Raw genomic sequence first — 20,025 nt, forward strand, 5'->3', positions numbered from 1 at the left:
TGCTGATACCCCGGTTATTCCACGGTCACCATCACCGACTGCCAGCCGGAGGCGCCGTCCGGGACCGGATCCGCCCGCTTGTCCGTCTGGACCTCGCCCTTGCCGTCCGTGGCGCGCACCTTGATGTAGTGCGGGCCCGGCGTGGCATCCCAGTCCAGGGACCACTGCCGCCACGTGATGAGGGAGGCCTCGTCGGAGAGTACCGCCTCGGTCCAGGGCTCGCTGTCGATCTGCACCTCGACCTTGGTGATCCCGCGGGTCTGGGCCCACGCGGTGCCGCCGATGGCGATCTTGCCGGCGGGGACCTTGGCGAAGGACTTGGGCACCTCGACCCGCGCCATGGTCTTGATCGGGCCGCGTTCGGACCAGCCGCGCTGGGTCCAGTACGCCTTGCTGTCCGCGAACCGGGTCACCTCCAGGTCCACCACCCACTTGGTCGCGGAGACGAAGCCGTACAGGCCGGGAACCACCATCCGCACCGGGTAGCCGTGCTCGAGCGGGAGCGCCTCGCCGTTCATGCCGATCGCCAGCATCGCGTCGCGGTCGTCCTGGAGGACCTCCAGGGGCGTGGAGGCGCTGAAGCCGTCAGCCGAGGTGGAGAGCACCATGTCCGCGCCCTGTGTGGGGCGGGCCAGCTTCAGGGCGTCGCGGATGGGCATGCCCAGCCATTTGGCGTTGCCGGCCAGGTTGCCACCGACCGGGTTGGACACACAGGTCAGGGACACATGGGATTCGATGAGCTGGGCGTCGAGCAGATCCTGGAAAGTGAGCCGGACCTCCTGTTCCACAAGGCCGTGGATGCGCAGCTCCCAGTCCTGGACGTTGATCTCCGGCACACTCAGCGCCGTGTCGATCCGGTAGAAGTCCTTGTTCGGGGTCAGCCACGGCGTGACGCCGGGCGCCTTGGACTGGACTCCGGCCGGGACCGCGGCGGCGGCCTTGGCGGGCGCGGGCAGCTGCAGCGACTCGCGGGCCGCGGCCACGTTGCTGCGGGCCGCGCTCAGCAGGCGTCCGCCGGTGGCGGCAACAGCCGAGGCGGCCGCGGTGATGCCGGCGGCGGCGAAGAACCCGCGCCGCGTGGTCGCCGGGCGCTCGGGTTCCTTCGCGGCGAGATCGGCGGCCCGGTCCGGCCATTCCTGCATCCGCCAGAGCCGGGTGATCAGGAGCCGCAGCACAACCAGCCCGGCGACGGTGCCGATCAGGGAGGGAATGGCATCGATCGGCTTGACGCTGGCCCGCGTCACCACGCTGCCGACGATCACGGCGCCCATCAGCACCACCCCGGCCACACCCAGGGCCCACTTACGGTATGCCACGATGCCGAGCACGCACGCCAAAAGCAGGATCGTGACCGCCATGCCGACGAACAATGCGGCCTTGTCGTTGGTGCCGAACGTTTCAACGGCGAAGTTCTTCATCCACAGCGGCGTGAAGTCGATGAACGTCGATCCCAGCGCAATCAGGGGTGTCGCCCGTGTGGTGAAGAACGCCCCGATCAGTTCCGCGACGGACAGGACGACGGCGGCCGCAGCCACTCCGGCCACCGCGGCCAGGGCTGTGGCGCCGCGGGACCGTTTGCTGGGCTTCATGCTGGGTTTGTTCATACATGCCATTCGTAGCCGCCCGCTCCGCGGATTGTCCGGCGCCGGGCCTGGCTCCGGCGAGTGGGCATGCCCTCCTGCCGGACCCTGGCGTGGACATGTCCCGCGGTCCCCGGGACATGTCCAGTCTTGGGACCCGGGCGTGGGCCTGATTTTCGGCACCACGGGACATGTCCAGTCCTGGGACCCGGGCATGGGCATGATGGCATTGTGCCCACTGGCCGCGGCCGGGCGTGGGCATGTCCCGCGGGTTGGCCCCGGTCCCCGGCGCTGCTGAGCTCAGGATTGCCCGGTGCCCGGGCTGCCGGACTCAGGATTGCCGCCCTGCGCCGGGAGCGCTGAGCTGCGGATTGCCCGGCGCCCCGCGAGGCGCCGCGGCGAAAATTGAGCATGTCCAGCGGCCGACACAGCTTAGGAGCCTGCGGGGTGCACCACGTACCCTTGGAGACTGTGAAGGTACTTGTCATCGGCCCCGGCGGCCGCGAACACGCCATTGTCCGATCCTTGCTTGCAGACCCGAACGTTTCCGAGGTCCACGCGGCCCCGGGCAACGCCGGCATCAGCGCGCTGGTCCCCACATATGCGATCGACGCGAACGATCCCGACGCCGTCGCCGCGCTGGCCGTCAAGCTCACCGTTGACCTGGTGGTGGTCGGTCCGGAGGCGCCCCTCGCCGCCGGCGTGTCCGACGCCGTCCGCGCCGCCGGCGTCCCGGTCTTCGGCCCCAGCAAGGCCGCGGCCCAGCTGGAAGCGTCCAAGGCCTTCGCCAAGGAAGTCATGGCCGAGGCCGGCGTGCCCACCGCAATGGCCCGCGTAGCCTCCAACGCCGGGGAAGCCGCCGACGCCCTCGATACCTTCGGCGCCCCGTACGTCGTCAAGGACGACGGGCTCGCGGCCGGCAAGGGCGTCGTGGTCACCTCCAACCGCGACGAGGCCCTCGCGCATGCCCAGACCTGTTTCGACGCGGGCGGCACCGTGGTGATCGAGGAGTTCCTGGACGGACCCGAGGTCTCCGTGTTCGTCCTTTGCGACGGCACCAACACCGTGGCCCTGTCCCCGGCGCAGGACTTCAAACGCATCTTCGACAACGACGAGGGCCCCAACACCGGCGGCATGGGCGCGTACACACCGCTGGAATGGGCCCCCGAAGGCCTCGTGCAGGAAGTGATCGACCGCGTCGCCCAGCCCACGGTCAACCAGATGGCGCACCGCGGTACCTCGTTTGTCGGCGTCCTCTTCGTCGGCCTCGCCCTGACCTCGCGCGGCACGCGGGTCATCGAATTCAACGTCCGGTTCGGCGATCCCGAAACCCAGGCCGTCCTCGCCCGGCTTAAGACGCCCCTCGGCGGGCTGCTCATGGCAGCGGCCAAGGGAGAGCTGGACAAGGTGCAGCCGCTGCGCTGGTCCAAGGACACGGCCGTCGCCGTCGTCGTGGCCGCCGAAAATTACCCCGACACTCCGCGGACGGGCGACCGAATCCGGGGCCTGAAGAAGGTCGACGCCCTGGACGGCGTCCACGTGATCCATGCCGGTACCAAGCTCGATGGCGAAGGCAAGGTCGTCTCCGCCGGCGGCCGCGTCCTGGCTGTGGTGGCGCTGGGCACGGACCTCGTGGAGGCCCGGGAGCGGGCGTACGACGGCGTCGAGCTCGTCCAGCTGGACGGCAGCCAGTTCCGCACCGACATCGGCGGCAAGGCCGCCCGCGGCCAGATCCGGGTCGCCGGGCCGGGAACCGCGGCCGCGTCGAAAGCGAAGGCATAAACGTGACCGAATCCGCAGCGCCGACGCCCGGCACCCAGCCCGAGACCATGCCTGAGACCCTGCCTGAGACCGTGCCTGAGACCGTGCCTGAGACCGTGCCCAAGGGCGGGCTCGACACCGCCACGCAGGACCTGCCCGGCTGGCGGCACGTCTACTCCGGCAAGGTCCGCGACCTCTACGTCCCCGCGGATCCGGCCGTCGCGGAACGCTTCGGCCAGGACTGTGTCCTGGTGGTGGCCAGCGACCGGATCAGTGCGTTCGACCACGTCCTGGCCAGCGAGATCCCGGACAAGGGCCGCATCCTGACCCAGCTGAGCCTGTGGTGGTTCGACCAGCTCGACGTCGCCCACCACGTCCTCGCCTCCACGGCCGACGACGGTGTCCCCGCCGCCGTCGAGGGCCGGGCAATGATCTGCAAAAAGCTGGACATGTTCCCGGTCGAATGCATCGCCCGCGGCTACCTCACCGGCACCGGGCTCGCGGAGTACCGCGCGTCGGGCACAGTGTGCAGCATCCCGCTGCCAGCCGGCCTGGTTGACGGGTCACGGCTGCAGGAGGCGATCTTCACGCCGTCGGCCAAGGCCGAGGTGGGCGAGCACGACGAGAACATCACTTATGACGCCGTCGTGGGCCTCGTGGGTGCGGACGTCGCGGCGGATCTGAGCAGGCTGACCCTGAAGATCTATACCAAGGCCGAGGAAATCGCGCGCGGACGCGGCATCATCCTGGCGGACACCAAGGTGGAGTTCGGCCTCGACACGGCGACCGGTGTCATCACCCTGGGCGACGAAGTGCTGACCCCGGATTCCTCACGGTTTTGGGATGCGGCCACGTACCAGCCCGGGCAGGCGCAGCCGTCCTATGACAAGCAGTATGTGCGCGACTGGCTGACCTCGCCGGAGTCGGGCTGGGACAAGGCCTCGGACACGCCTCCGCCCGTCCTTCCGGCCGACGTCGTAGCGCGCACCCGCAGCCGCTACGTGGAGGCCTACGAGAAGCTCACCGGCCGGACGTTCGCCTAGCCGGACGTTCGCCTAGCCGGGCCGTTCGCCTAGCCGGGCCGTTCGCCTAGCCCGGACGTTCGCCTGGCAAGGCCGGGGCTAGGCTTCCGCGGAAGCGGCCTCGGCCCGGCGCTGGGCGAGCTTGATCTCGAGCACGGCGTCCAGCGCCTGCTGGACCCGGTCCGAGGCGCCCGCCGCGCTGAACTCCTTCTGGGCTTCCTCGAGGTACACCAGCGCCTCCGCGGCCTCCCCGGCAGCCTTGAGCGCCTTCCCCAGCAGCAGGGAGACCTCGCCGGCCGTGTGCCGGGCCAGAGCCTCCCGCTCGGCATGGATCTCGCGCAGCTTCTGGACGGCGGCCACGATGTCGCCCGTGAGGTAGAGCCAGCGCGCCCGGATGAAGGCGACCTCCAGCTGGTCGGTCTTGTTGCCGCCGACAATCGACAGGGCCAGTTCGGCGCGCTCGATCGATGAGAGCGTCTCGGGTTCGACGATTCCCGAGGACAGGCGGACGGCGGCGGAGGCCTTGTTGAACCGGGCCCACAGGTCGATGTCGTTGGCCGGGGAGAGCAGCCGGCCGGCCCGCTCGTGGTACTTGATCCCCTCGGGGTAGTCGTGGCGCATAAAGGCCACGTTGCCGATCACCCAGGCCACCTCGCCGGCGAGCTGGGACATCGAGTGGTCGTCCATCTGGTCGTTCATGGCCTGGCAGTACTCCCACGCCTCATCGAGCCGGCCGCTCTCGGCCAGGGCACCAATCAGGGCGCGGAGGGCTCCGATGATCATGGTGGAGCCCTTGGGCAGCTGTGCGCAGAGCCGCACCGCTTCCTGCGCATGCTCGACGGCGGCGGTCAGCTGCCCCTGGCCCTGCGAGGCTGCGGCGAGCATCTGCTGGGCCCGGACGCCGAGCCCGGCCGACTCCGCGGCCATCGGGTGCTCCAGGAGATTCTGGACCACGTCCTTGCACTCCTGCCAGAGTCCCTGCTTGATCAGGCACTCGGCCTGCATATAGGTCATGTTCCACCACGCGCTGGTGTTCTTGGCCTCCAGGGCGATCTTGGCGGCGGCGGCGGCGTGGGTGGCGGCCACGGGGTAGTCCCGGAGGTCCCAGGCCTGCCGGGCATATAGTCCCGCGAGCACGTATTCGGCGTCGCTGACGGACACCGGCTGGCTCCAGGCCTCGAGCGCCTTGGGGGCCAGTTCAAGCCGGCGGGCAAGCTCCTCGATGACATCGGCGGTCGGCTCGCGGCGTCCGGTTTCCAGCAGAGAAATGTAGCTGGGGGAGTACAGGTCACGGCCCAACTCCGCCTGCGTCAGGCCCCGTTCGAGCCGTTCCGCGCGGAGCTTCTCCCCAAATCCGTTCCCCACGGATACCTCCTAATTCCGGACATTCTTTGTACTAAATGCTTGACAGTCTCTGTAGAAACCATTTTACAATGTGTGTCAACAAGGGTAGTGCTGACTTGGTTAAGGAACCCCAACCCATATTGAGGAAACTTATGTTGAAGAAGATTGCAGCCGGCGCCGTTTTGGCGGGCGCACTGGCATTCTCCGCCGCGGCTCCGGCCGTGCTGTCCGCTGCTTCACTTACCGATGTCTCAGACGTTGCCGCAGTCGGCAACTGGCCCGACCCCATGCGCACCGCCCAGGCGGTGGGCAACTGGCCCGACCCCATGACCCACTCGCTGAATGTCGGCAACTGGCCCGACCCGATGTAACAAGCCCGATGTGACAGGCCCGGCGCAGCAGCGGCCGGCTGCCTGTGGCACGGATATCCGGCACAGCCCCGGGAGATTCCCTCCCGGGGCTGCGTTGTGTCCGGAGGCGGGGGCAGGGCGCTGGGCCGGGCCGATGTCCGGTGCCGGGGTCATGAAATCGCGCCGAACCTACAGCCGGACCTACAGTCGGACATACAAAAGAGGACCCTCCGTGTGGAGGGCCCTCTTTGTGTTTGGTCGGGATGACAGGATTTGAACCTGCGACCTCGTCGTCCCGAACGACGCGCGCTACCAAGCTGCGCCACATCCCGATCCGTTGCTTCAAAAGCAACTTCACAAGAGTATCCGATCATGGCCCCGGATGTGAAATCGGGCGTCGGCAGGGACGTGTCCCGCCGTCGTTCCGGCCCGGACGCCGCCCGGTCTCGGCAGGCGCTGTTCAGACCAGCGAGTCTTTCCAGGCGCCGTGGAGCCGGGCGAAGGCGCCGCCGTCGCCGATCAGCTGCTCCGGGGTGCCGTCCTCCACGACGCGTCCGTCGTGGACCACCAGCACCCGGTCTGCCGTCTCCACGGTGGAGAGCCGGTGGGCAATGATCAGCGCTGTCCGCCCGGCGCCGGGGACCGGGTCCCGGCGGGGGGCCGGGTCTGCAACGGGCTGTCGGCCGCCCGTCTGTCCACCGGACTGCCGCTGGCCGGCCTCCCGGGTGCCGCCCTCCCGCGTCCCGCGCAGAAGCCCCGCGAGGCCCTGCTGGACCATGCGCTCCGACGGGATGTCCAGCGAGGAAGTTGCCTCGTCCAGGATCAGCACGGCCGGGCGGGCCAGGAACGCGCGGGCGAAGCTGATTAGCTGGCGCTGCCCGGCGGAGACGCGGCCGCCGCGCTTGTTGACGTCGGTGTCGTAGCCGTCCGGCAGTTCCATGATGAAGGCGTGCGCCCCCACTGCCCGGGCCGCGTCTTCGATCTCCGCTCGCGAGGCTTCGGGCCGGCCCAGGGCGATGTTGTCCGCCACGGAGCCGCTGAACAGGAAGGCCTCCTGGGTGACCATGACGACGTTCCGGCGCAGGTCCTCGGTGCTGAGCTGGCGCAGGTCCACGCCGTCGAGGGTCAGGGACCCGGCGGAGACGTCGTAGAAGCGGGCAATCAGCTTCGCGAGGGTGGATTTGCCGGCGCCGGTCTGCCCGACCAGCGCGACCGTCTGCCCGGCGGGGATGTGCAGGTCCAGTTGCGGGATGACCACCGGGCCGTCGCCGTAGCGGAATTCGACGCCGTTGAAATCGATGCTGCCCCGCGCGTCGTGCAGGGCCGCGGGTGTTTTCGGCGGCCGCACGGTGGGGACCTCCTCGAGCAGGCCCGAGACCTTTTCCAGGGCGGCCTGGGCGCTTTGGAAGGAGTTGTAAAACATGGCCATCTGGTCCACCGGCTGGAAGAAGCGCTTGGCGGACAGGATCAGGGCCAGGAGCACGCCGACCTCCAGGTCGCCGCTGAGGACCCGGAAGCCGCCGGTGAGCAGCACGAGGGCCACGCACACATTCCCGATCAGCACCAGCCCCGGCTGGAAGATGCCGTTGAGGTTGATGGAGCGGACGGTCGCGCGCCGGTAGTCCTCCGACAGTTCGGAGTAGCCCGCGGCATTCTCGCGTTCCTTCCGGAAGGCCTTCACGGCGCGGATTCCGGTCATGGTCTCCACGAAGTGCACGATCAGCCGGGCCGAGACCACCCGGGATTCGCGGAAGGCGATCTGGGAGTGCTTCTGGTACCAGCGGGCCAGGAAATACATCGGCACGCCGGCGGCCAGCACCAGCACGCCGCTGCGCCAGTCCAGGGCGAACACCGTCACGGCGGTAAACGCCATGAACAGCATTCCCGAGGCCAGCGAGCTCACGCCGGAATCCAGGAGTTCGCGCAGGGCCTCCAGGTCCGAGGTTTGTCGGGCGATGATGCGCCCCGAGGTGTATTTCTCGTGGAATTCCAGGCTCAGCCGCTGCGTGTGCCGGAAAACCCGGACGCGGAGGTCCAGCAGCATCGCCTGGCTGAGCCGCGCCGTGGAGGTCACGTACAGGGCGGTCAGGCCGGCCGCCACGGCGGCCGCGGCAAGGTAGGCGGCCCCGGTCAGCACGAGGGGAAGGTTGTCGCCGGCGCGCACGGCGGGCAGGGCGTGGTCGATGCCGAAGGCGATCAGCGCCGGCCCGGCCACGCGGGCGGCCTGGGACAGGACGACGGCGCCGATCGTCAGCCAGAACCGGGCCCGGACGGGGCGGATCAGGGAGCCCAGGAGGGTCAGGGAGCGCCGCCGGACGGCCTTGCTTTCGTTCCTGCTGAGGTGCGCGTTGTCCTCATTGGCGGTGCCGAACGTTGCGCTGCTCATCGGGAAATCTCCTCGGACTGGTCCTCGAGGGCGGACAATTCTGAATCCAGGTCCCGCGGTTCCGGGTCCAGGCTGGCGATCACGTAGCGGTAATGGCTGTTCCTGGCGAGCAGTTCCGCATGGGTTCCGACGGCGGCGATCCGGCCGTCCTCGAGCAGGGCCACCCGGTCGGCCAGCGCCACCGTGGAAGGCCGGTGGGCCACGATCAGCGTTGTGGTGTCCGCGAGGACCTTGCGCAGCCGGGCCTCGACGAGGACCTCGGTGTTCACATCCAGCGCCGAGAGCGGGTCGTCCAGGACCAGCACGGCCGGTTTCGCGGCGATGGCCCGGGCCAGGGCGATGCGCTGGCGCTGGCCGCCGGAAAGGCTGAGGCCCTCCTCGCCGATCAGGGTATCCACCCCGTCAGGCAGGGAATAGGCGAAGTGGGCCTGGGCGACGTCGAGGGCTTCCTCCAGGGCCGCGTCGCGGCCCTCCGCCGATCCGGCGTCGGGCGCGCCGAGCAGGACGTTGTCCCGGACGGAGCTGGAGAACAGCGTGGTGTCCTCAAACGCCACGGAAACCACGGTGCGCAGGTCCTCCACCGCGAACTCGCGCAGGTCCACCCCGTCGATGGTGATGGCACCGCCGGTGACGTCATAGAGGCGGGGGACCAGCTGGAGCAGGGCGCTCTTGCCGCCGCCCGTGATGCCCACGAGGGCCATGGTTTCGCCGGGGCGGATGTCCAGGGTGATGTCCTTGAGGATCGGCTTGTCCGGGGCGTCCTCGAACGCGAACGAGGCATTGCGGAAGCTGAGGGCACCCTTGAGGCCGGCCGGGCGGCGGGGCTGGTCCGGGCTGGTGATCGTGTTCTGCGCGTCCATGACCTCGAAGTGCCGGTCCACCGTGGACTTCGCGGTCAGAGCCATCGCCAGCAGCATGCCGCAGAACTCGACCGGCGCGGCAACCACGGCGGCGGTGGCGAAGAAGGCCACGAGGGACCCGATGGAGAGCTGGTCCGTGGAGGCCAGCAGGATGCCGACGACGAGGCCGGCCCCGAGCGCGAGTTCGGGCAGGAGCGTCACCACCAGGCTGAACGTGGCCAGGTGCTTGGCCTTGGCGATCTCGGTCTGCCGGAGTTCCTCGGCCTGTTCGTTGAAGTTCTCCAGCGCCTCCCGGCTGCGGCCGAAGGCCTTCAGGACGCGGATGCCGTGCACGGATTCCTCGACCGTGGTGGCGAGGTCCCCGGCCTGGTCCTGGCTTCGCCGGGCCACCTTGCTGAACCGGGTGCGGAAGCGGAATCCGTAGATCATGATCGGCACGGCGGCGGCCAGGAAGATCAGGGCCAGCTGCCAGCTCATGGCAAACATCACCGCGACGCCGATCACCACGGTGAGCGTCGTGACCACCAGCATGATGGCGCCGAAGGCCATCCAGCGGCGCAGGAAGTTCAGGTCCGTCATGGCCCGGGACAGCAGCTGACCGGAGCCCCAGCGGTCATGGAAGGAAACCGTGAGGTCCTGCAGATGCCCGTAGAGCGAGACCCGCATCCGGGTCTCGACGGTGGTGGCGGGATTGATGACGAACTGCCGGCGCAGGGCCACGAGGCCCGCCTCGGCGATGCCCAGGACCAGGATGAGGAGCGAGGCGGTCCAGACGGCCTCGGCGCTGCCGCCGGGGGTCAGGGACTCGTTGACCAGCACTCGCAGCACCTGCGGGATGGCCAGTGCCATGACGCTGGCCAGCAGTGCGCAGAGCAGGCCCATGACCAGCCGGGGCAGGATTGGCCTGACGTGCGGGTAGAGACGGCTGATGGAGGTGAAGAATGAGCTCTGCTTGGCCATGCCTGCTTCTTAAGACGCCCGTGCATAGATCGCACCGTTGAATGTAGTTTCCTGTAGCAACTACCCTAGGCCATCGGGTGACGGGATTCACACGTTGTTCAGCGCTCCCAGCATCTCGCCCAGTCATTGCGATCCGCAATAGGTGCGGGCGGCGGGTGGCCGCGGGACATGTCCAGTGGTGGTGCCGGGCCCGGTGGGACATGTCCAGTGTTGGTGCCGGGCCCGGTGGTACATGTCCAGTGGTGGCCGCGGCGGGTGGGCATTGTGGGCCTATGCCCAGTGCCCGCGACCAGGGGAGGGCATGTCCCGTGGGCTCGGGCGCGAGGGGAGGGCATGTCCACCGGTCAGGCCGGAGGGCGGGCAGGACTGGCCGCGGCCAGGCCTAGGCGCGGGAGGTCAGCGTCAGCAGAACGGCTTCGGGCCGGCAGGCAATGCGGACAGGGGCGAAGCGGGAAGTGCCGATGCCGCCCGAGACGTTCACCGGCGTCGTCCTCCCGTTGCTCTCCCAGGTGTGCAGCCCCCGGGCCCGCCAGGTGGGCAGGTCGCAGTTGGTGACCAGGGCCCCGTAGCCCGGGACGCAGATCTGGCCGCCGTGGGTATGGCCGGCCAGGAGGAGGTGGGCGCCGGCTTCGGTGAAGTGGTCGAGGACGCGCTGGTAGGGTGCGTGCGCGACGGCGATGCGCAGGTGCGGGTCGGCGTCCCTGCCCTTGGTCCCGCGTGGCCAGCCAGCGTACCGTTCGAGGCGCAGGTGCGGATCGTCGACGCCGGAGAAGTCGAAGCGCATGCCCTTGAGCACGAGCGACTGGCAGCGGTTGGTCAGGTCCACCCAGCCGGACATGCCGAACTCGGAACGCAGCCGGGGCCAGTCGAGCCTTTCCGGGTGCTTGCGCTCGCCCGAGGGCCCGAGCAAATATGACGCCGGGTTCTTCAGGCTCGGGCCGAAGTAGTCGTTCGAGCCGGGGACGAACACGCCGGGAAATTCCAGCAGGGGTCGCAGAGCCGCTACGAGGGGGTCCACGCCCTTGGCATGGCTGAGGTTGTCGCCCGTGTTCACCACGAGGTCCGGCTGCAACTGCGCCAGGGAGGAAAGCCACTGCGCCTTCCGGTGCTGGCCCGGAACGAAGTGGATATCGGACAGGTGCAGTATCCGGAACGGGCCGAACCCGGCCGGCAGGATGGGGAGGGTTTCCTCCCTGATTACGAACTGGTTCTTCTCCCATAGCCCGTAGCCGGTAGCGGCCGCCCCCGCCGCCGTCCCGATCGCGGCGGTCACGGCAAAGCCGCGTCCGATGCTTCGAACGCGGCTCGCCAGATCATTGCCCAGAGTCATCGGCTACTTCTTGCCGGAAGACTTCGTGGGTGCCGGTGTCGGGTCGGCGGACGGTTGCGTGGCCGGTTCGGTGCTTTTGCCGGTCGGAATGAAGGGCCGCGGCACCGTTACCGGGTCCGGGACCGGGGCCGGGGAGTACAGCATGTCCGACGGCGGGGCCGGGAACGGATCGGTGCCGTAGGCCGGTGCCACCTGGGCCATGTAGTTCGAGAACTGCGGCCCGGCGATCATGTAACCGTCGATGCCCTTGTAGAAGTTGCCGTTGATCGTGACATTCTGCCCGGCACGCTTCTGGTCGCCCAGGGGATCGCCAAACCACGTGGCCGTCGCGAGGCCGCTGGTGTAGCCCGCCACCCAGGTAGAGCTGTTGTTGTCGTTGGTGCCCGTCTTCGCCGCAATGGGGAAAGTGGTCCGGGTCGAAATCCGGGGCACAATGAGCGAGCCCGAGCCGCGGTTGAGCACTTCCTGCATAGCGTACGCGACGCCGTGGGCCACCTCGGGCTTGATCGCGTCCCTGCAGTTCGGTGATTGGGCCGGCAGCTGGGCGCCGGTCGCGTCTGTTACCGACTCGATGGCCATTGGTTCACAATACTTGCCGTTGTTGGCGAAGGTGGCGAATGCGCTGGCCATGGTCAGCGGCGCCGTCTGGGTGGACCCGATGAGGTTGCCGAGGGTGGTCATCGGCACCGGGGGGTTGGGGTTGTCCCCGCTCGGCAGCCCGCCGTGGATGCCCACTGCGTCCACGACCTTCTGGATCCCGCAGAGGTCGACCTGCGCGGCGGAGGCGAACGTGATGGTGTTGATGGAGTTCGCCAGGCCGTCAAGGACGGACATGTACTTGTAGTGGGTCTCGTCGGCGTTCTGTAGGTCGTAGCTTCCGTTGGACGCGTCATACCAGCCGGTGGTCGGTGCCGGGCAGGTGTTCTTCCAAGGGAAATTCTGTGGATATCGCCGCACGGCGCCGTTGAGCTGGGTGCTCATCGACTTGCCCTCATTGAGCCACTCCGCGAAGGTGAACGGCTTCATTGTGGAGCCGGGCTGGAAGCCGCCGAGGCCGTTGAGGTCATTGCCCTTGGCGTCCTGCACGTCCACGTTGAAGTTCTGTTCCGCGTCGAACTTGCCGTCGGCCGGGAACCAGACGGTGTTCTGGGCCATGGAGACGATCTTGCCCGAGCCCGGCTGCACGGACACCAGCGAGGCCCCCCACTTGTCCGGGTTCGCGCCGGCCGACCCGTCCACCTGGGCCTGGGCCACGGCCTGGGCCTTCGGATCCAGCGTGGTCTTGATGGTCAGGCCGCCGCGGAAGATCTTCCGCTCACGCTCGGCAGCGTCGGCCCCGTACGCCGGATTGTTCAGGAGCAGGTGGAGCACGTAGTCGCAGAAGTACGGCGCCGTCTGCGAATACGCACAGCCCTGGCGGGGCTGGGTGACCTTGGTCTGCACCGGCGTCGCCACCGCGGCATCGTAGTCGGCCTGCTTGATCTTGCCCTGCGTCAGCATCGCGTGGAGCACGAGGTCGCGACGGACCTTGGCATTCTCCGGATTGGTGATCGGGTCGTAGTAGGAGGGGCTGTTCACGACGCCGGCCAGCAGGGCCGCCTGGGGCAGGGTCAGGTCCTTGGCCGTGCTGCTGAAGAAGAACTTGGACGCGGCTTCGATGCCGTAGGCGTCGCGGTTGAAGAACACGATGTTCAGGTAGCCCTCGAGGATCTGCTCCTTGGTGAACTTCTTCTCCAGCGCGATGGCCAGCTTCATTTCACGGAGCTTGTCCCCGACGCCCTTGTTGACGCCGTTGAGCAGGACCTCGTCGCCCTTGCCTTCGGCCTCGAGCGAGGAGTTGATGACGTTGTTGACGTACTGCTGCGTGATCGTGGACGCGCCCTGCTTGTTGCCGCGGGCGGTGCTCACGAGGGCGCGCAGGATGCCGGTGGTGTCCACCCCGCCGTGCTCGTAGAAGCGGCTGTCCTCGATGGCGATGATCGCGTCCTTGATGTGCGGTGACATCTGGTCCAGCGAAACACGGGTGCGGTTTTCCGCGTAGAGGTTCGCGATCGGGCTGCCGTCGGACGCCAGGATCGTGGTCGACTGGCTCGGCGGATCGACCTTCAGCTCAGCGGGGAGCGTGTCAAAAAACTGGATCGAACCGCTCGCCGCGCTGCCCGAGACGGCTGCCGCGGGGACCAGGAGGCCCGCCACCAGGACGCCGCAAATAGCGCTCACGCCCAGGAAAAGAAAGATCTTTCCGAGGGTGGTGGCCGTGTCGAATAAAGGGTTCTTGCCAGTCGCCATGTTTTCCACTTTACCGGCAACGACTAGGCTTTATGTCATGACCAAATGGGAGTACGCCACGATTCCGCTCATTATTCACGCCACAAAGCAGATCCTGGACCAGTGGGGTGACGACGGCTGGGAGCTCGTCCAGGTTGTTCCGGGACCCGATGGAAACGGCCTGGTTGCCTACCTGAAGCGGGAGAAGCAGTAGCCATGAGCACCCCCTCAGAAGCCGTTCCGGCCACGCCGGCGGGCGCGGAAAACATCTCCGAAAACACGGCCGGGGCAGCGAGCCCCACGGCCGGCGCGGGCGCGTCGTCCGCCGTCGAACAGCGCCTCGCGGAGCTGGGCCTGACGCTCCCCGACGTCGCGGCTCCGGTCGCGGCGTATGTTCCGGCCGTGATTTCCGGCAACCACGTCTACACCTCCGGGCAACTGCCGTTCATCAACGGCAAGCTCGAGGCCACCGGAAAGGTTTCCACCGGTTCGGCGGGCGCCTCCGACGAGTCCACGGTGTCCCCGGAGGACGCGAAGGCCTACGCTGCCGTCTGCGCCGTTAACGCCCTGGCCGCCGTCAAGAGTGTGATCGGCGACCTCGACCGCATCACGCGGATCGTCAAGGTTGTCGGATTTGTATCCTCCGACCCTTCTTTCACCGGCCAGCCCGGTGTCATCAACGGCGCCTCGGAGCTGCTGGGCCAGGTCCTCGGCGACGCCGGCCAGCACGCGCGTTCCGCCGTCGGCGTATCCGTTCTGCCGCTCGACTCGCCTGTCGAAGTCGAACTGATCGCTGAATTCGCCTAGTAGACCGGTTACTTCGTTGCCTCAGTTAGAACGCCGCCTGTTCGTCCTGCCCCCGGATCTTGAGGGAGCAGCCCGCAGCTGGATTGAACACGGTGAGCGGACGCCCCGCGCGCCCCGTTTGGCCTCCTCGGTGATCCTCTTGCGGGATTCGCCCACGGGCCTGGAGACCTGGCTCGGCTACCGGACGGGGTCCTCCCCGCTCGGTGTCCTCGCCTTCCCTGGCGGATCGCTGGAAGCCACCGACGACGACGCCGTCGGCTGGCTGGGCCCCTCACCCCAGCACTGGGCCGAGCAGATGGGGACGTCCGACGTCGGGCTGGCGCGCCGACACGTTGTCGGTGCCATCCGTGAACTGTTTGAGGAGACCGGCATCCTGCTGGCCGGCCCCGACCTGTCCACCACGGTGGAACTGACCTCCAGAGCCGACTGGATGCGCGCCCGCGAAGCCGTGGCCGAGCAGGAGAAATCCTTCACAGACCTGCTTGCCAAGCGCGGGCTCTCGCTGCGCACTGACCTGCTCAAACCCTTGGTGAACTGGCTGAGCCCCGACTTCGCGCACCGCCGGTTCAACACCCGGTATTTCGCCGCGACGGTGCCCGTGAACCAGCAGCCCTCGCTGCTGGCCAGCAAGGGCGTCTGGGGCCGCTGGGTGTGCGTCCGGAAAGTCGTGAGCGAGCGGGACAGCACCGTGCTGGGTGACGAGGTGGGGCAGGAGAACACCGTCGGCCGGACCTTGGGCGAACTCCTGGTTCCTGGCTCGGAGATCATGCTTGAGAAGATGGCCAAGGCCAACGGCTGCATTGCCTACCTCAGCTACAAGCGCAAGGCCCACGTCTACCAGCCGAAGCTGGTCGAGGAAGAGGGCCGTCTCATGCTCGAAGTCGAAGCAGCCAAAACGATCGCCGGCGAACCGCAGCGCGAACGCTAGGCCCGGAGAGCGCCGACGCCACCCGACTTCCTGCGGGCGGCCTGTTAGGGCTTGGCTTGGGCGGGGAGCCCGGGCGGTTCCCCGGACATGCCCCGCACTGCTCCTGAGGACTGGACATGTCCCTTCGTGCTGCGTGCCGGCCCGGGGCATGTCCCGCACTGCTCCTGAGCGCTGGACATGTTCCTTCGTGTTGCGTGCCGGCCCGGGACATGTCCTCCGGTCGGCCTGTCCGGTGGACATAGTGGCGTTATGTCCAGTCCTCGCAGCCGGGGCTGGACATGTCCCTTGATGCCCGGTGCGAGCCCGGGGACATGCCCCGCCCTGCTCCTGAGCACTGGACATGTCCCTTCGTGCTGCGAGCCGGCCCGGGACATGTCCGGCGGACAACCAGCCGGGGACCTCCTCCGAGAATTAGCGGCAGAAGTTTAACGGCGGAAGGCCGGTCCCGTTTCCGGGGCCGGCCTTCGTGTTTGCTGCGGGGGTCCCTAGCGGGAACGCTGGCGCAGGCGCTGCATGTCAAGGATGACGACGGCGCGCGCTTCCAGGCGCAGCCAGCCGCGCTGCACGAATTCCGCGAGGGCCTTGTTGACCGTTTCACGGGAGGCGCCGACCAGCTGGGCGAGCTCCTCCTGCGTCAGTTCGTGGGCGACCAGGACGCCGTCGGTTGCCGGGCGGCCGAAGCGGTCGGCCAAATCCAGCAGCGCCTTGGCCACACGGCCCGGCACGTCGGAGAAGACGAGGTCGGAAAGGGAATCGTTGGTGCGGCGCAGGCGGCGTGCCAAGGCCTGCAGCAGCTGGGCCGAGACCTCGGGGCGGGTGCGCAGCAGCGCGTTGAGGCTCTCGTTCTTCAGGCCGGCGAGACGCGTCTCGGAAACGGCAGTTGCCGTGGCCGTGCGCGGGCTGGGGTCGAACAGCGCCATTTCGCCGAAAAGTTCGCCCGGGCCGAGGATGGCCAGCAGTGATTCGCGACCGTCCGGCGACGTGCGGCCGAGCTTCACCTTGCCGGAGACGATGAAGTAAAGCTGGTCACCCTGGTCGCCTTCCCGGAATACCGAGGCACCGCGTGAAAGGTCCACCTCGGTAAGTTCGTCCGTCAGCAGACGGAACGCCTCGTCGTCGAGCGTGGCGAAAAGGGGTGCGCGGCGCAATACCTCGATATCCATGAAATCTCCTGATTAGCTGTGTCGGCTGGGGCGCTTCAGCCATTCTTTCAGAATTTTGGAGCTTCTGTGACGTAGTTGGCACGGAAACGCCCGAAGGGGCCGAAAGCGAACGGCTCGGGAAGCCCGCGCAGATCCCTGTGCAGGCTGGCGGCCGGTCGGCAAACGTTCAGCTTACACCGGTAGAATCGTCGCTGAACTGTCTGTGAGGAGCCCCGGTGTTTGGCTTGACCATTTTGGACCTGGTGTTGGTTGTGGCGCTCTTGTCCTACCTGATCCACGGTCTTCGCAACGGCTTCCTTGTGACGCTCGGAGGCATCGCGGGATTCGCGGCAGGCGCCGTCGCCGCCTTCGTCTCCGTGCCCATCGTCAGCGGCCTAGTGGAGGACAGCGGCTGGCGCCTGACGGCGATCGTTGCCACGGCGGTCCTTCTGATGATCGTAGGCAACGGCCTCGGTACCATGATCGGGCGGCGAATCCGCAGCGTGGTCCCGTTCAGCCCCCTGCGGGCGGCGGACCGCCTCGTGGGCGGCGGCGTGAACGTGGTGGTGTCCGCCCTTGTGATGTCGATGCTGGCGTTCAGCATCGGGGCCCTGGGTGTGCCGTTCGTGTCCCAGCAGCTCGCGGAATCCAAAGTCATCAGGTTCATCGACGGTGTGACGCCGATGCCGGTCAAGGCATCAATGGCGCAGCTGCGTTCCGCCGTGATCGGCGAGGGAATCCCCACCCTGCTGGACGGCTTCGGCCAGAGCCAGACCGTTGCCGTTCCGGACACCAGCACGGACACTCCGGCGCTGAACAAGGCCGCCGCGTCCGTGCTCAAGATCGCCGGAACCGCCTACCAGTGCGGTCAAAACCAGACCGGAACAGGCTTCGTGGTCGCCCCCGGGCGCGTGGTGACCAACGCCCATGTGGTCGCCGGGGTCGACGAACCGGTGGTGGAAACGCCCGGTGGCCGCGCACTGCCTGGGCGCGTCGTGTACTTTGATTCCCAGCACGACCTCGCCGTCGTGGCCGTTGACGGTCTGCGCTCGGAACCCCTGGCGCTGGCCGCCGACCTGCCGTCCGGCAGCGCCGCGGCCTTTGCCGGCTATCCGCACGGCGGGCCTTTCCAGTCCAAACCGGCCACCGTGCAGGACATCGCCACCGTGTTGGTCCCGGACATCTACGGTAAGAATGCGTCGCCCGAGGACGTCTACCGGCTGGCCGGCGACGTGCAGCCGGGCAACTCCGGGGGTCCGCTCCTGACCATGGACGGGCAGGTGGCGGGGGTGGTTTTTGCCAAGGCCACAACCGAGTCCTCGCTCGGATTTGCGATCACCATGAATGACCTGAGCCTCGTGGCGGCTCAGGCGCCGGGTCTGGGCAGTGCCGTTTCGTCCGGACAGTGCATCAAGAAATAACCGGACTGCCACGCAGGCCCTAGCCACAGTCAGGCTCGAGCCGCACGCAGGCTAGAGCCACTCCAGGTTCTGCCCGTGCGGGCCCGTGATGGCTGCCGGCTGGCCGTCCTGCAGCAGCAGGAACCGGCCGCGGAGCCGGGCGTCATCCATTTCCGGGACCACACTGGACCCGTCTGCCTGCACAACGACGGTGTGCCCTTCGTTCGAGAGCCAGTGGCGGCCCCGCTCCGCGGCTAGATCCGCCATGGTGCGCCGGAACCGGGAGCGGCCGCCGGCATCCAGGTACGCCATGACGGCGCTGTGGAATACCACCAGCGCGGCGTCGGCCGGGGCGCGGCCGGCGAGTTCCACAAGCTGTTCATTGAGGTCGCCGGCCACCAGCAGCGGCGGCCGTTCCCTGGCAATGGCGATCGCCTGGCGCAGCCGTTCAAGCCGGAACTCCTGCTCCGGCCAGACGAGGGCTTCGAGCCAGGCGACGTCGTCCGGGGTCGCGCACGTCCAGAGGGTTGATGTCGATCCCGGCACGCCAAGCCACCCGGGGAATTTCCGCCGGCAGCGGCACCGGGCCCGAGGTGACGCAGCGCAGGGCCGGAAACGTGCCAGGCTGGGCGCCATCCGGAACCAGCCGCGTCGTCCTTGCTTCCGCCGCCGGGTCCGCCGCCGACTCATCCGGTGCCCCCGCCCCGGTGTCGACAAACTCGTAACCGTAGCGGTCAGGGAACAGTGCCAGCCCCGCCGAGGCGCCCACCTCGATGAGGGCCAGCGGCCGGCCCTCTGCCGCGGATATCTGCGCGAGTGAGGGCAGCAGGGTGGCGCAGCGTCCGGCCTCGTTCGTCTGCGTGGACCGGGACAGCACGATTTCCGCGACCGCGTCCCAGTGATGGTCCAGGAACCTCCGGAAACCGCGGTAAGGGCTGATCTGCGCGCCGAGGAACCGGGCCGCGGCGAGTATCAGCAGCGGCTGGCGCTTGTTGTGCGGCCACTGATCAATCCGCCGAATCACCTCGGCGTCCCCGGCGATCCCCACGGACCACGCGGCATAGCAGGGGGAGGAACCGGGGGCGTCGACCGTGCCGAAGTGCCGGTACCACTGCGCTGTGTCTGTAGCCGTAGCCGCGCCCGGTGCTGTGTCCGAAGCAGTGCCCGTGGCCGGGTCCGAGGCAGTGCCCGTGGCCGGGTCCGGAACTGCGGACGGTTCCCCGGATGCTTCCGCCGCCGCGGGTTCCGCGGGGGACATGCTCAGTCCCCGGCCGCGTGCAGCCCGGCGAGGTATTCCACCGCGAAGCGGTAGCCCAGAATCCCGGCGCCGGCGATCACGGCCTTGCTGATGTCCGAAAGGTAGGAATGGTGCCGGAAAGGCTCGCGGGCGTGAACATTGGTGATGTGCACCTCGACCGTCGGCAGGGCAACAGCGGAAATGGCGTCCCGGATGGCCACGGACGTGTGCGTGTAGGCGCCGGCGTTGAGCACGATTCCCACCGCCTTCCCGCGGGCGGCGTGGATGGCGTCCACGAGGGCGCCTTCATGGTTGGACTGGAAGCACTCGACGTCCAGGCCGTGCGCGGCACCGGCATCTTTGGCGAGCTGTTCGACGTCGGCCAGCGTCGCCGTCCCGTATTTCTCGGGCTCGCGGGTGCCAAGCAGGTTCAAATTGGGTCCGTTGAGAACCAGGATGGTGCCGCGGCCGGCAGCGGTGGCGGAGGTGGCTTCAGTCATGTCTGCAAATCTATCGCGCCGCGGCCCGCCCGCGCCGTTCGTTACTGCCAATCGGTTCGTTACCGCCGCATTCCTCGCTTCTGCGGATGTTCCCGCCTCGGCTGCGTCGACAGACAGGACCAACGACGACGGCGGCGCGGCCCACCACGG

17 protein-coding genes and 1 tRNA gene are annotated in these 20,025 nt (G+C 68.1%); 7 read left to right on the top strand and 11 right to left on the bottom strand.

Annotation, left to right across the window (positions count from 1 at the left end; genetic code table 11):
- Positions 1–14: 14 nt before the first annotated feature.
- A complete protein-coding gene (locus AC1DZV_RS16025; protein ID WP_476954090.1) occupies positions 15–1,589 on the bottom strand; it encodes a molybdopterin-dependent oxidoreductase in 1,575 nt (524 codons plus the stop codon).
- Between the two features lie 462 nt (positions 1,590–2,051).
- On the opposite strand from AC1DZV_RS16025, the gene purD reads away from it, so the two are divergent.
- Positions 2,052–3,362, top strand: a complete 1,311-nt coding sequence (gene purD / locus AC1DZV_RS16030) for a phosphoribosylamine--glycine ligase (protein WP_476954091.1) — start codon at positions 2,052–2,054, stop codon at positions 3,360–3,362.
- Positions 3,363–3,409: 47 nt separating this feature from the next.
- Positions 3,410–4,384, top strand: a complete 975-nt coding sequence (locus AC1DZV_RS16035) for a phosphoribosylaminoimidazolesuccinocarboxamide synthase (protein ID WP_476954097.1) — start codon at positions 3,410–3,412, stop codon at positions 4,382–4,384.
- 78 nt (positions 4,385–4,462) lie between these two features.
- Here the strand turns inward: AC1DZV_RS16035 and AC1DZV_RS16040 are convergent, their stop codons facing one another.
- Entirely contained in the window at positions 4,463–5,728 is a 1,266-nt protein-coding gene (locus AC1DZV_RS16040) for a helix-turn-helix domain-containing protein (RefSeq protein ID WP_459385576.1), read from the bottom strand.
- Between the two features lie 131 nt (positions 5,729–5,859).
- Here AC1DZV_RS16040 and AC1DZV_RS16045 point away from each other — a divergent pair, with 131 nt between their 5' ends.
- Positions 5,860–6,078: a hypothetical protein gene (locus AC1DZV_RS16045; protein ID WP_018776166.1), complete on the top strand. Its 219-nt coding sequence runs from the start codon at positions 5,860–5,862 to the stop codon at positions 6,076–6,078.
- 234 nt (positions 6,079–6,312) lie between these two features.
- Here the strand turns inward: AC1DZV_RS16045 and AC1DZV_RS16050 are convergent.
- The 5 genes from AC1DZV_RS16050 to AC1DZV_RS16070 form a co-directional block, all read right to left on the bottom strand.
- A tRNA-Pro gene (locus AC1DZV_RS16050) sits at positions 6,313–6,389 on the bottom strand.
- Between the two features lie 128 nt (positions 6,390–6,517).
- Positions 6,518–8,443: an ABC transporter ATP-binding protein gene (locus AC1DZV_RS16055; RefSeq protein ID WP_476954092.1), complete on the bottom strand. Its 1,926-nt coding sequence runs from the start codon at positions 8,441–8,443 to the stop codon at positions 6,518–6,520.
- Positions 8,440–10,263, bottom strand: a complete 1,824-nt coding sequence (locus AC1DZV_RS16060; RefSeq protein WP_476951701.1) for an ABC transporter ATP-binding protein — start codon at positions 10,261–10,263, stop codon at positions 8,440–8,442. Before AC1DZV_RS16060 ends, AC1DZV_RS16055 begins: the two co-directional genes overlap by 4 nt.
- A 382-nt stretch (positions 10,264–10,645) precedes the next feature.
- Complete coding sequence (locus tag AC1DZV_RS16065) at positions 10,646–11,593, bottom strand: metallophosphoesterase (protein ID WP_476951700.1); 948 nt, start codon at positions 11,591–11,593, stop codon at positions 10,646–10,648.
- 3 nt (positions 11,594–11,596) lie between these two features.
- Positions 11,597–13,882, bottom strand: coding sequence for a transglycosylase domain-containing protein (locus AC1DZV_RS16070; RefSeq protein WP_476954093.1), 2,286 nt, complete (start codon positions 13,880–13,882; stop codon positions 11,597–11,599).
- A 37-nt stretch (positions 13,883–13,919) separates the two neighbouring features.
- On the opposite strand from AC1DZV_RS16070, the gene AC1DZV_RS16075 reads away from it, so the two are divergent.
- Genes AC1DZV_RS16075 through AC1DZV_RS16085 form a run of 3 tightly spaced genes read left to right on the top strand, consistent with a single transcriptional unit; the run spans position 13,920 to position 15,596 of the window.
- Positions 13,920–14,075: a DUF4177 domain-containing protein gene (locus tag AC1DZV_RS16075; protein WP_003797879.1), complete on the top strand. Its 156-nt coding sequence runs from the start codon at positions 13,920–13,922 to the stop codon at positions 14,073–14,075.
- 2 nt (positions 14,076–14,077) lie between these two features.
- Positions 14,078–14,668: a RidA family protein gene (locus tag AC1DZV_RS16080; protein WP_243181726.1), complete on the top strand. Its 591-nt coding sequence runs from the start codon at positions 14,078–14,080 to the stop codon at positions 14,666–14,668.
- A 16-nt stretch (positions 14,669–14,684) separates the two neighbouring features.
- Entirely contained in the window at positions 14,685–15,596 is a 912-nt protein-coding gene (locus AC1DZV_RS16085; RefSeq protein WP_476951698.1) for an NUDIX hydrolase, read from the top strand.
- A gap of 485 nt (positions 15,597–16,081) precedes the next feature.
- On the opposite strand, the gene AC1DZV_RS16090 is transcribed toward AC1DZV_RS16085, so the two are convergent.
- A complete protein-coding gene (locus tag AC1DZV_RS16090) occupies positions 16,082–16,759 on the bottom strand; it encodes a Crp/Fnr family transcriptional regulator (protein WP_011693220.1) in 678 nt (225 codons plus the stop codon).
- A 215-nt stretch (positions 16,760–16,974) separates the two neighbouring features.
- On the opposite strand from AC1DZV_RS16090, the gene AC1DZV_RS16095 reads away from it, so the two are divergent.
- Positions 16,975–18,159 carry a MarP family serine protease gene (locus tag AC1DZV_RS16095; RefSeq protein ID WP_476954094.1) on the top strand — a complete coding sequence of 395 codons (1,185 nt, stop codon included), beginning with the start codon at positions 16,975–16,977 and terminating at the stop codon, positions 18,157–18,159.
- 51 nt (positions 18,160–18,210) lie between these two features.
- Here the strand turns inward: AC1DZV_RS16095 and AC1DZV_RS16100 are convergent, their stop codons facing one another.
- The 3 genes from AC1DZV_RS16100 to aroQ are packed head-to-tail and all read right to left on the bottom strand — an operon-like array spanning position 18,211 to position 19,875.
- Entirely contained in the window at positions 18,211–18,684 is a 474-nt protein-coding gene (locus tag AC1DZV_RS16100; RefSeq protein WP_476954095.1) for a DUF2332 family protein, read from the bottom strand.
- Entirely contained in the window at positions 18,587–19,396 is an 810-nt protein-coding gene (locus AC1DZV_RS16105) for a DUF2332 family protein (RefSeq protein ID WP_476954096.1), read from the bottom strand. Before AC1DZV_RS16105 ends, AC1DZV_RS16100 begins: the two co-directional genes overlap by 98 nt.
- Positions 19,397–19,398: 2 nt before the next feature.
- Complete coding sequence (gene aroQ, locus AC1DZV_RS16110) at positions 19,399–19,875, bottom strand: type II 3-dehydroquinate dehydratase (RefSeq protein ID WP_028277671.1); 477 nt, start codon at positions 19,873–19,875, stop codon at positions 19,399–19,401.
- Positions 19,876–20,025: the final 150 nt, after the last annotated feature.

The organism is Arthrobacter sp. P1_D12, from assembly GCF_056406175.1.

What these genes read in the sequence shown, in the direction of transcription:
- AC1DZV_RS16025 (WP_476954090.1), bottom strand. Translation starts at nt 1,589, where the DNA reads ATGAAGCCCAGCAAACGGTCCCGCGGCGCCACAGCCCTGGCCGCGGTG.
- AC1DZV_RS16035 (WP_476954097.1), top strand. Translation starts at nt 3,410, where the DNA reads ATGCCTGAGACCCTGCCTGAGACCGTGCCTGAGACCGTGCCTGAGACC.
- AC1DZV_RS16045 (WP_018776166.1), top strand. Translation starts at nt 5,860, where the DNA reads ATGTTGAAGAAGATTGCAGCCGGCGCCGTTTTGGCGGGCGCACTGGCA.
- AC1DZV_RS16055 (WP_476954092.1), bottom strand. Translation starts at nt 8,443, where the DNA reads ATGAGCAGCGCAACGTTCGGCACCGCCAATGAGGACAACGCGCACCTC.
- AC1DZV_RS16060 (WP_476951701.1), bottom strand. Translation starts at nt 10,263, where the DNA reads ATGGCCAAGCAGAGCTCATTCTTCACCTCCATCAGCCGTCTCTACCCG.
- AC1DZV_RS16065 (WP_476951700.1), bottom strand. Translation starts at nt 11,593, where the DNA reads ATGACTCTGGGCAATGATCTGGCGAGCCGCGTTCGAAGCATCGGACGC.
- AC1DZV_RS16070 (WP_476954093.1), bottom strand. Translation starts at nt 13,882, where the DNA reads ATGGCGACTGGCAAGAACCCTTTATTCGACACGGCCACCACCCTCGGA.
- AC1DZV_RS16075 (WP_003797879.1), top strand. Translation starts at nt 13,920, where the DNA reads ATGACCAAATGGGAGTACGCCACGATTCCGCTCATTATTCACGCCACA.
- AC1DZV_RS16080 (WP_243181726.1), top strand. Translation starts at nt 14,078, where the DNA reads ATGAGCACCCCCTCAGAAGCCGTTCCGGCCACGCCGGCGGGCGCGGAA.
- AC1DZV_RS16090 (WP_011693220.1), bottom strand. Translation starts at nt 16,759, where the DNA reads ATGGATATCGAGGTATTGCGCCGCGCACCCCTTTTCGCCACGCTCGAC.
- AC1DZV_RS16105 (WP_476954096.1), bottom strand. Translation starts at nt 19,396, where the DNA reads ATGTCCCCCGCGGAACCCGCGGCGGCGGAAGCATCCGGGGAACCGTCC.
- aroQ (WP_028277671.1), bottom strand. Translation starts at nt 19,875, where the DNA reads ATGACTGAAGCCACCTCCGCCACCGCTGCCGGCCGCGGCACCATCCTG.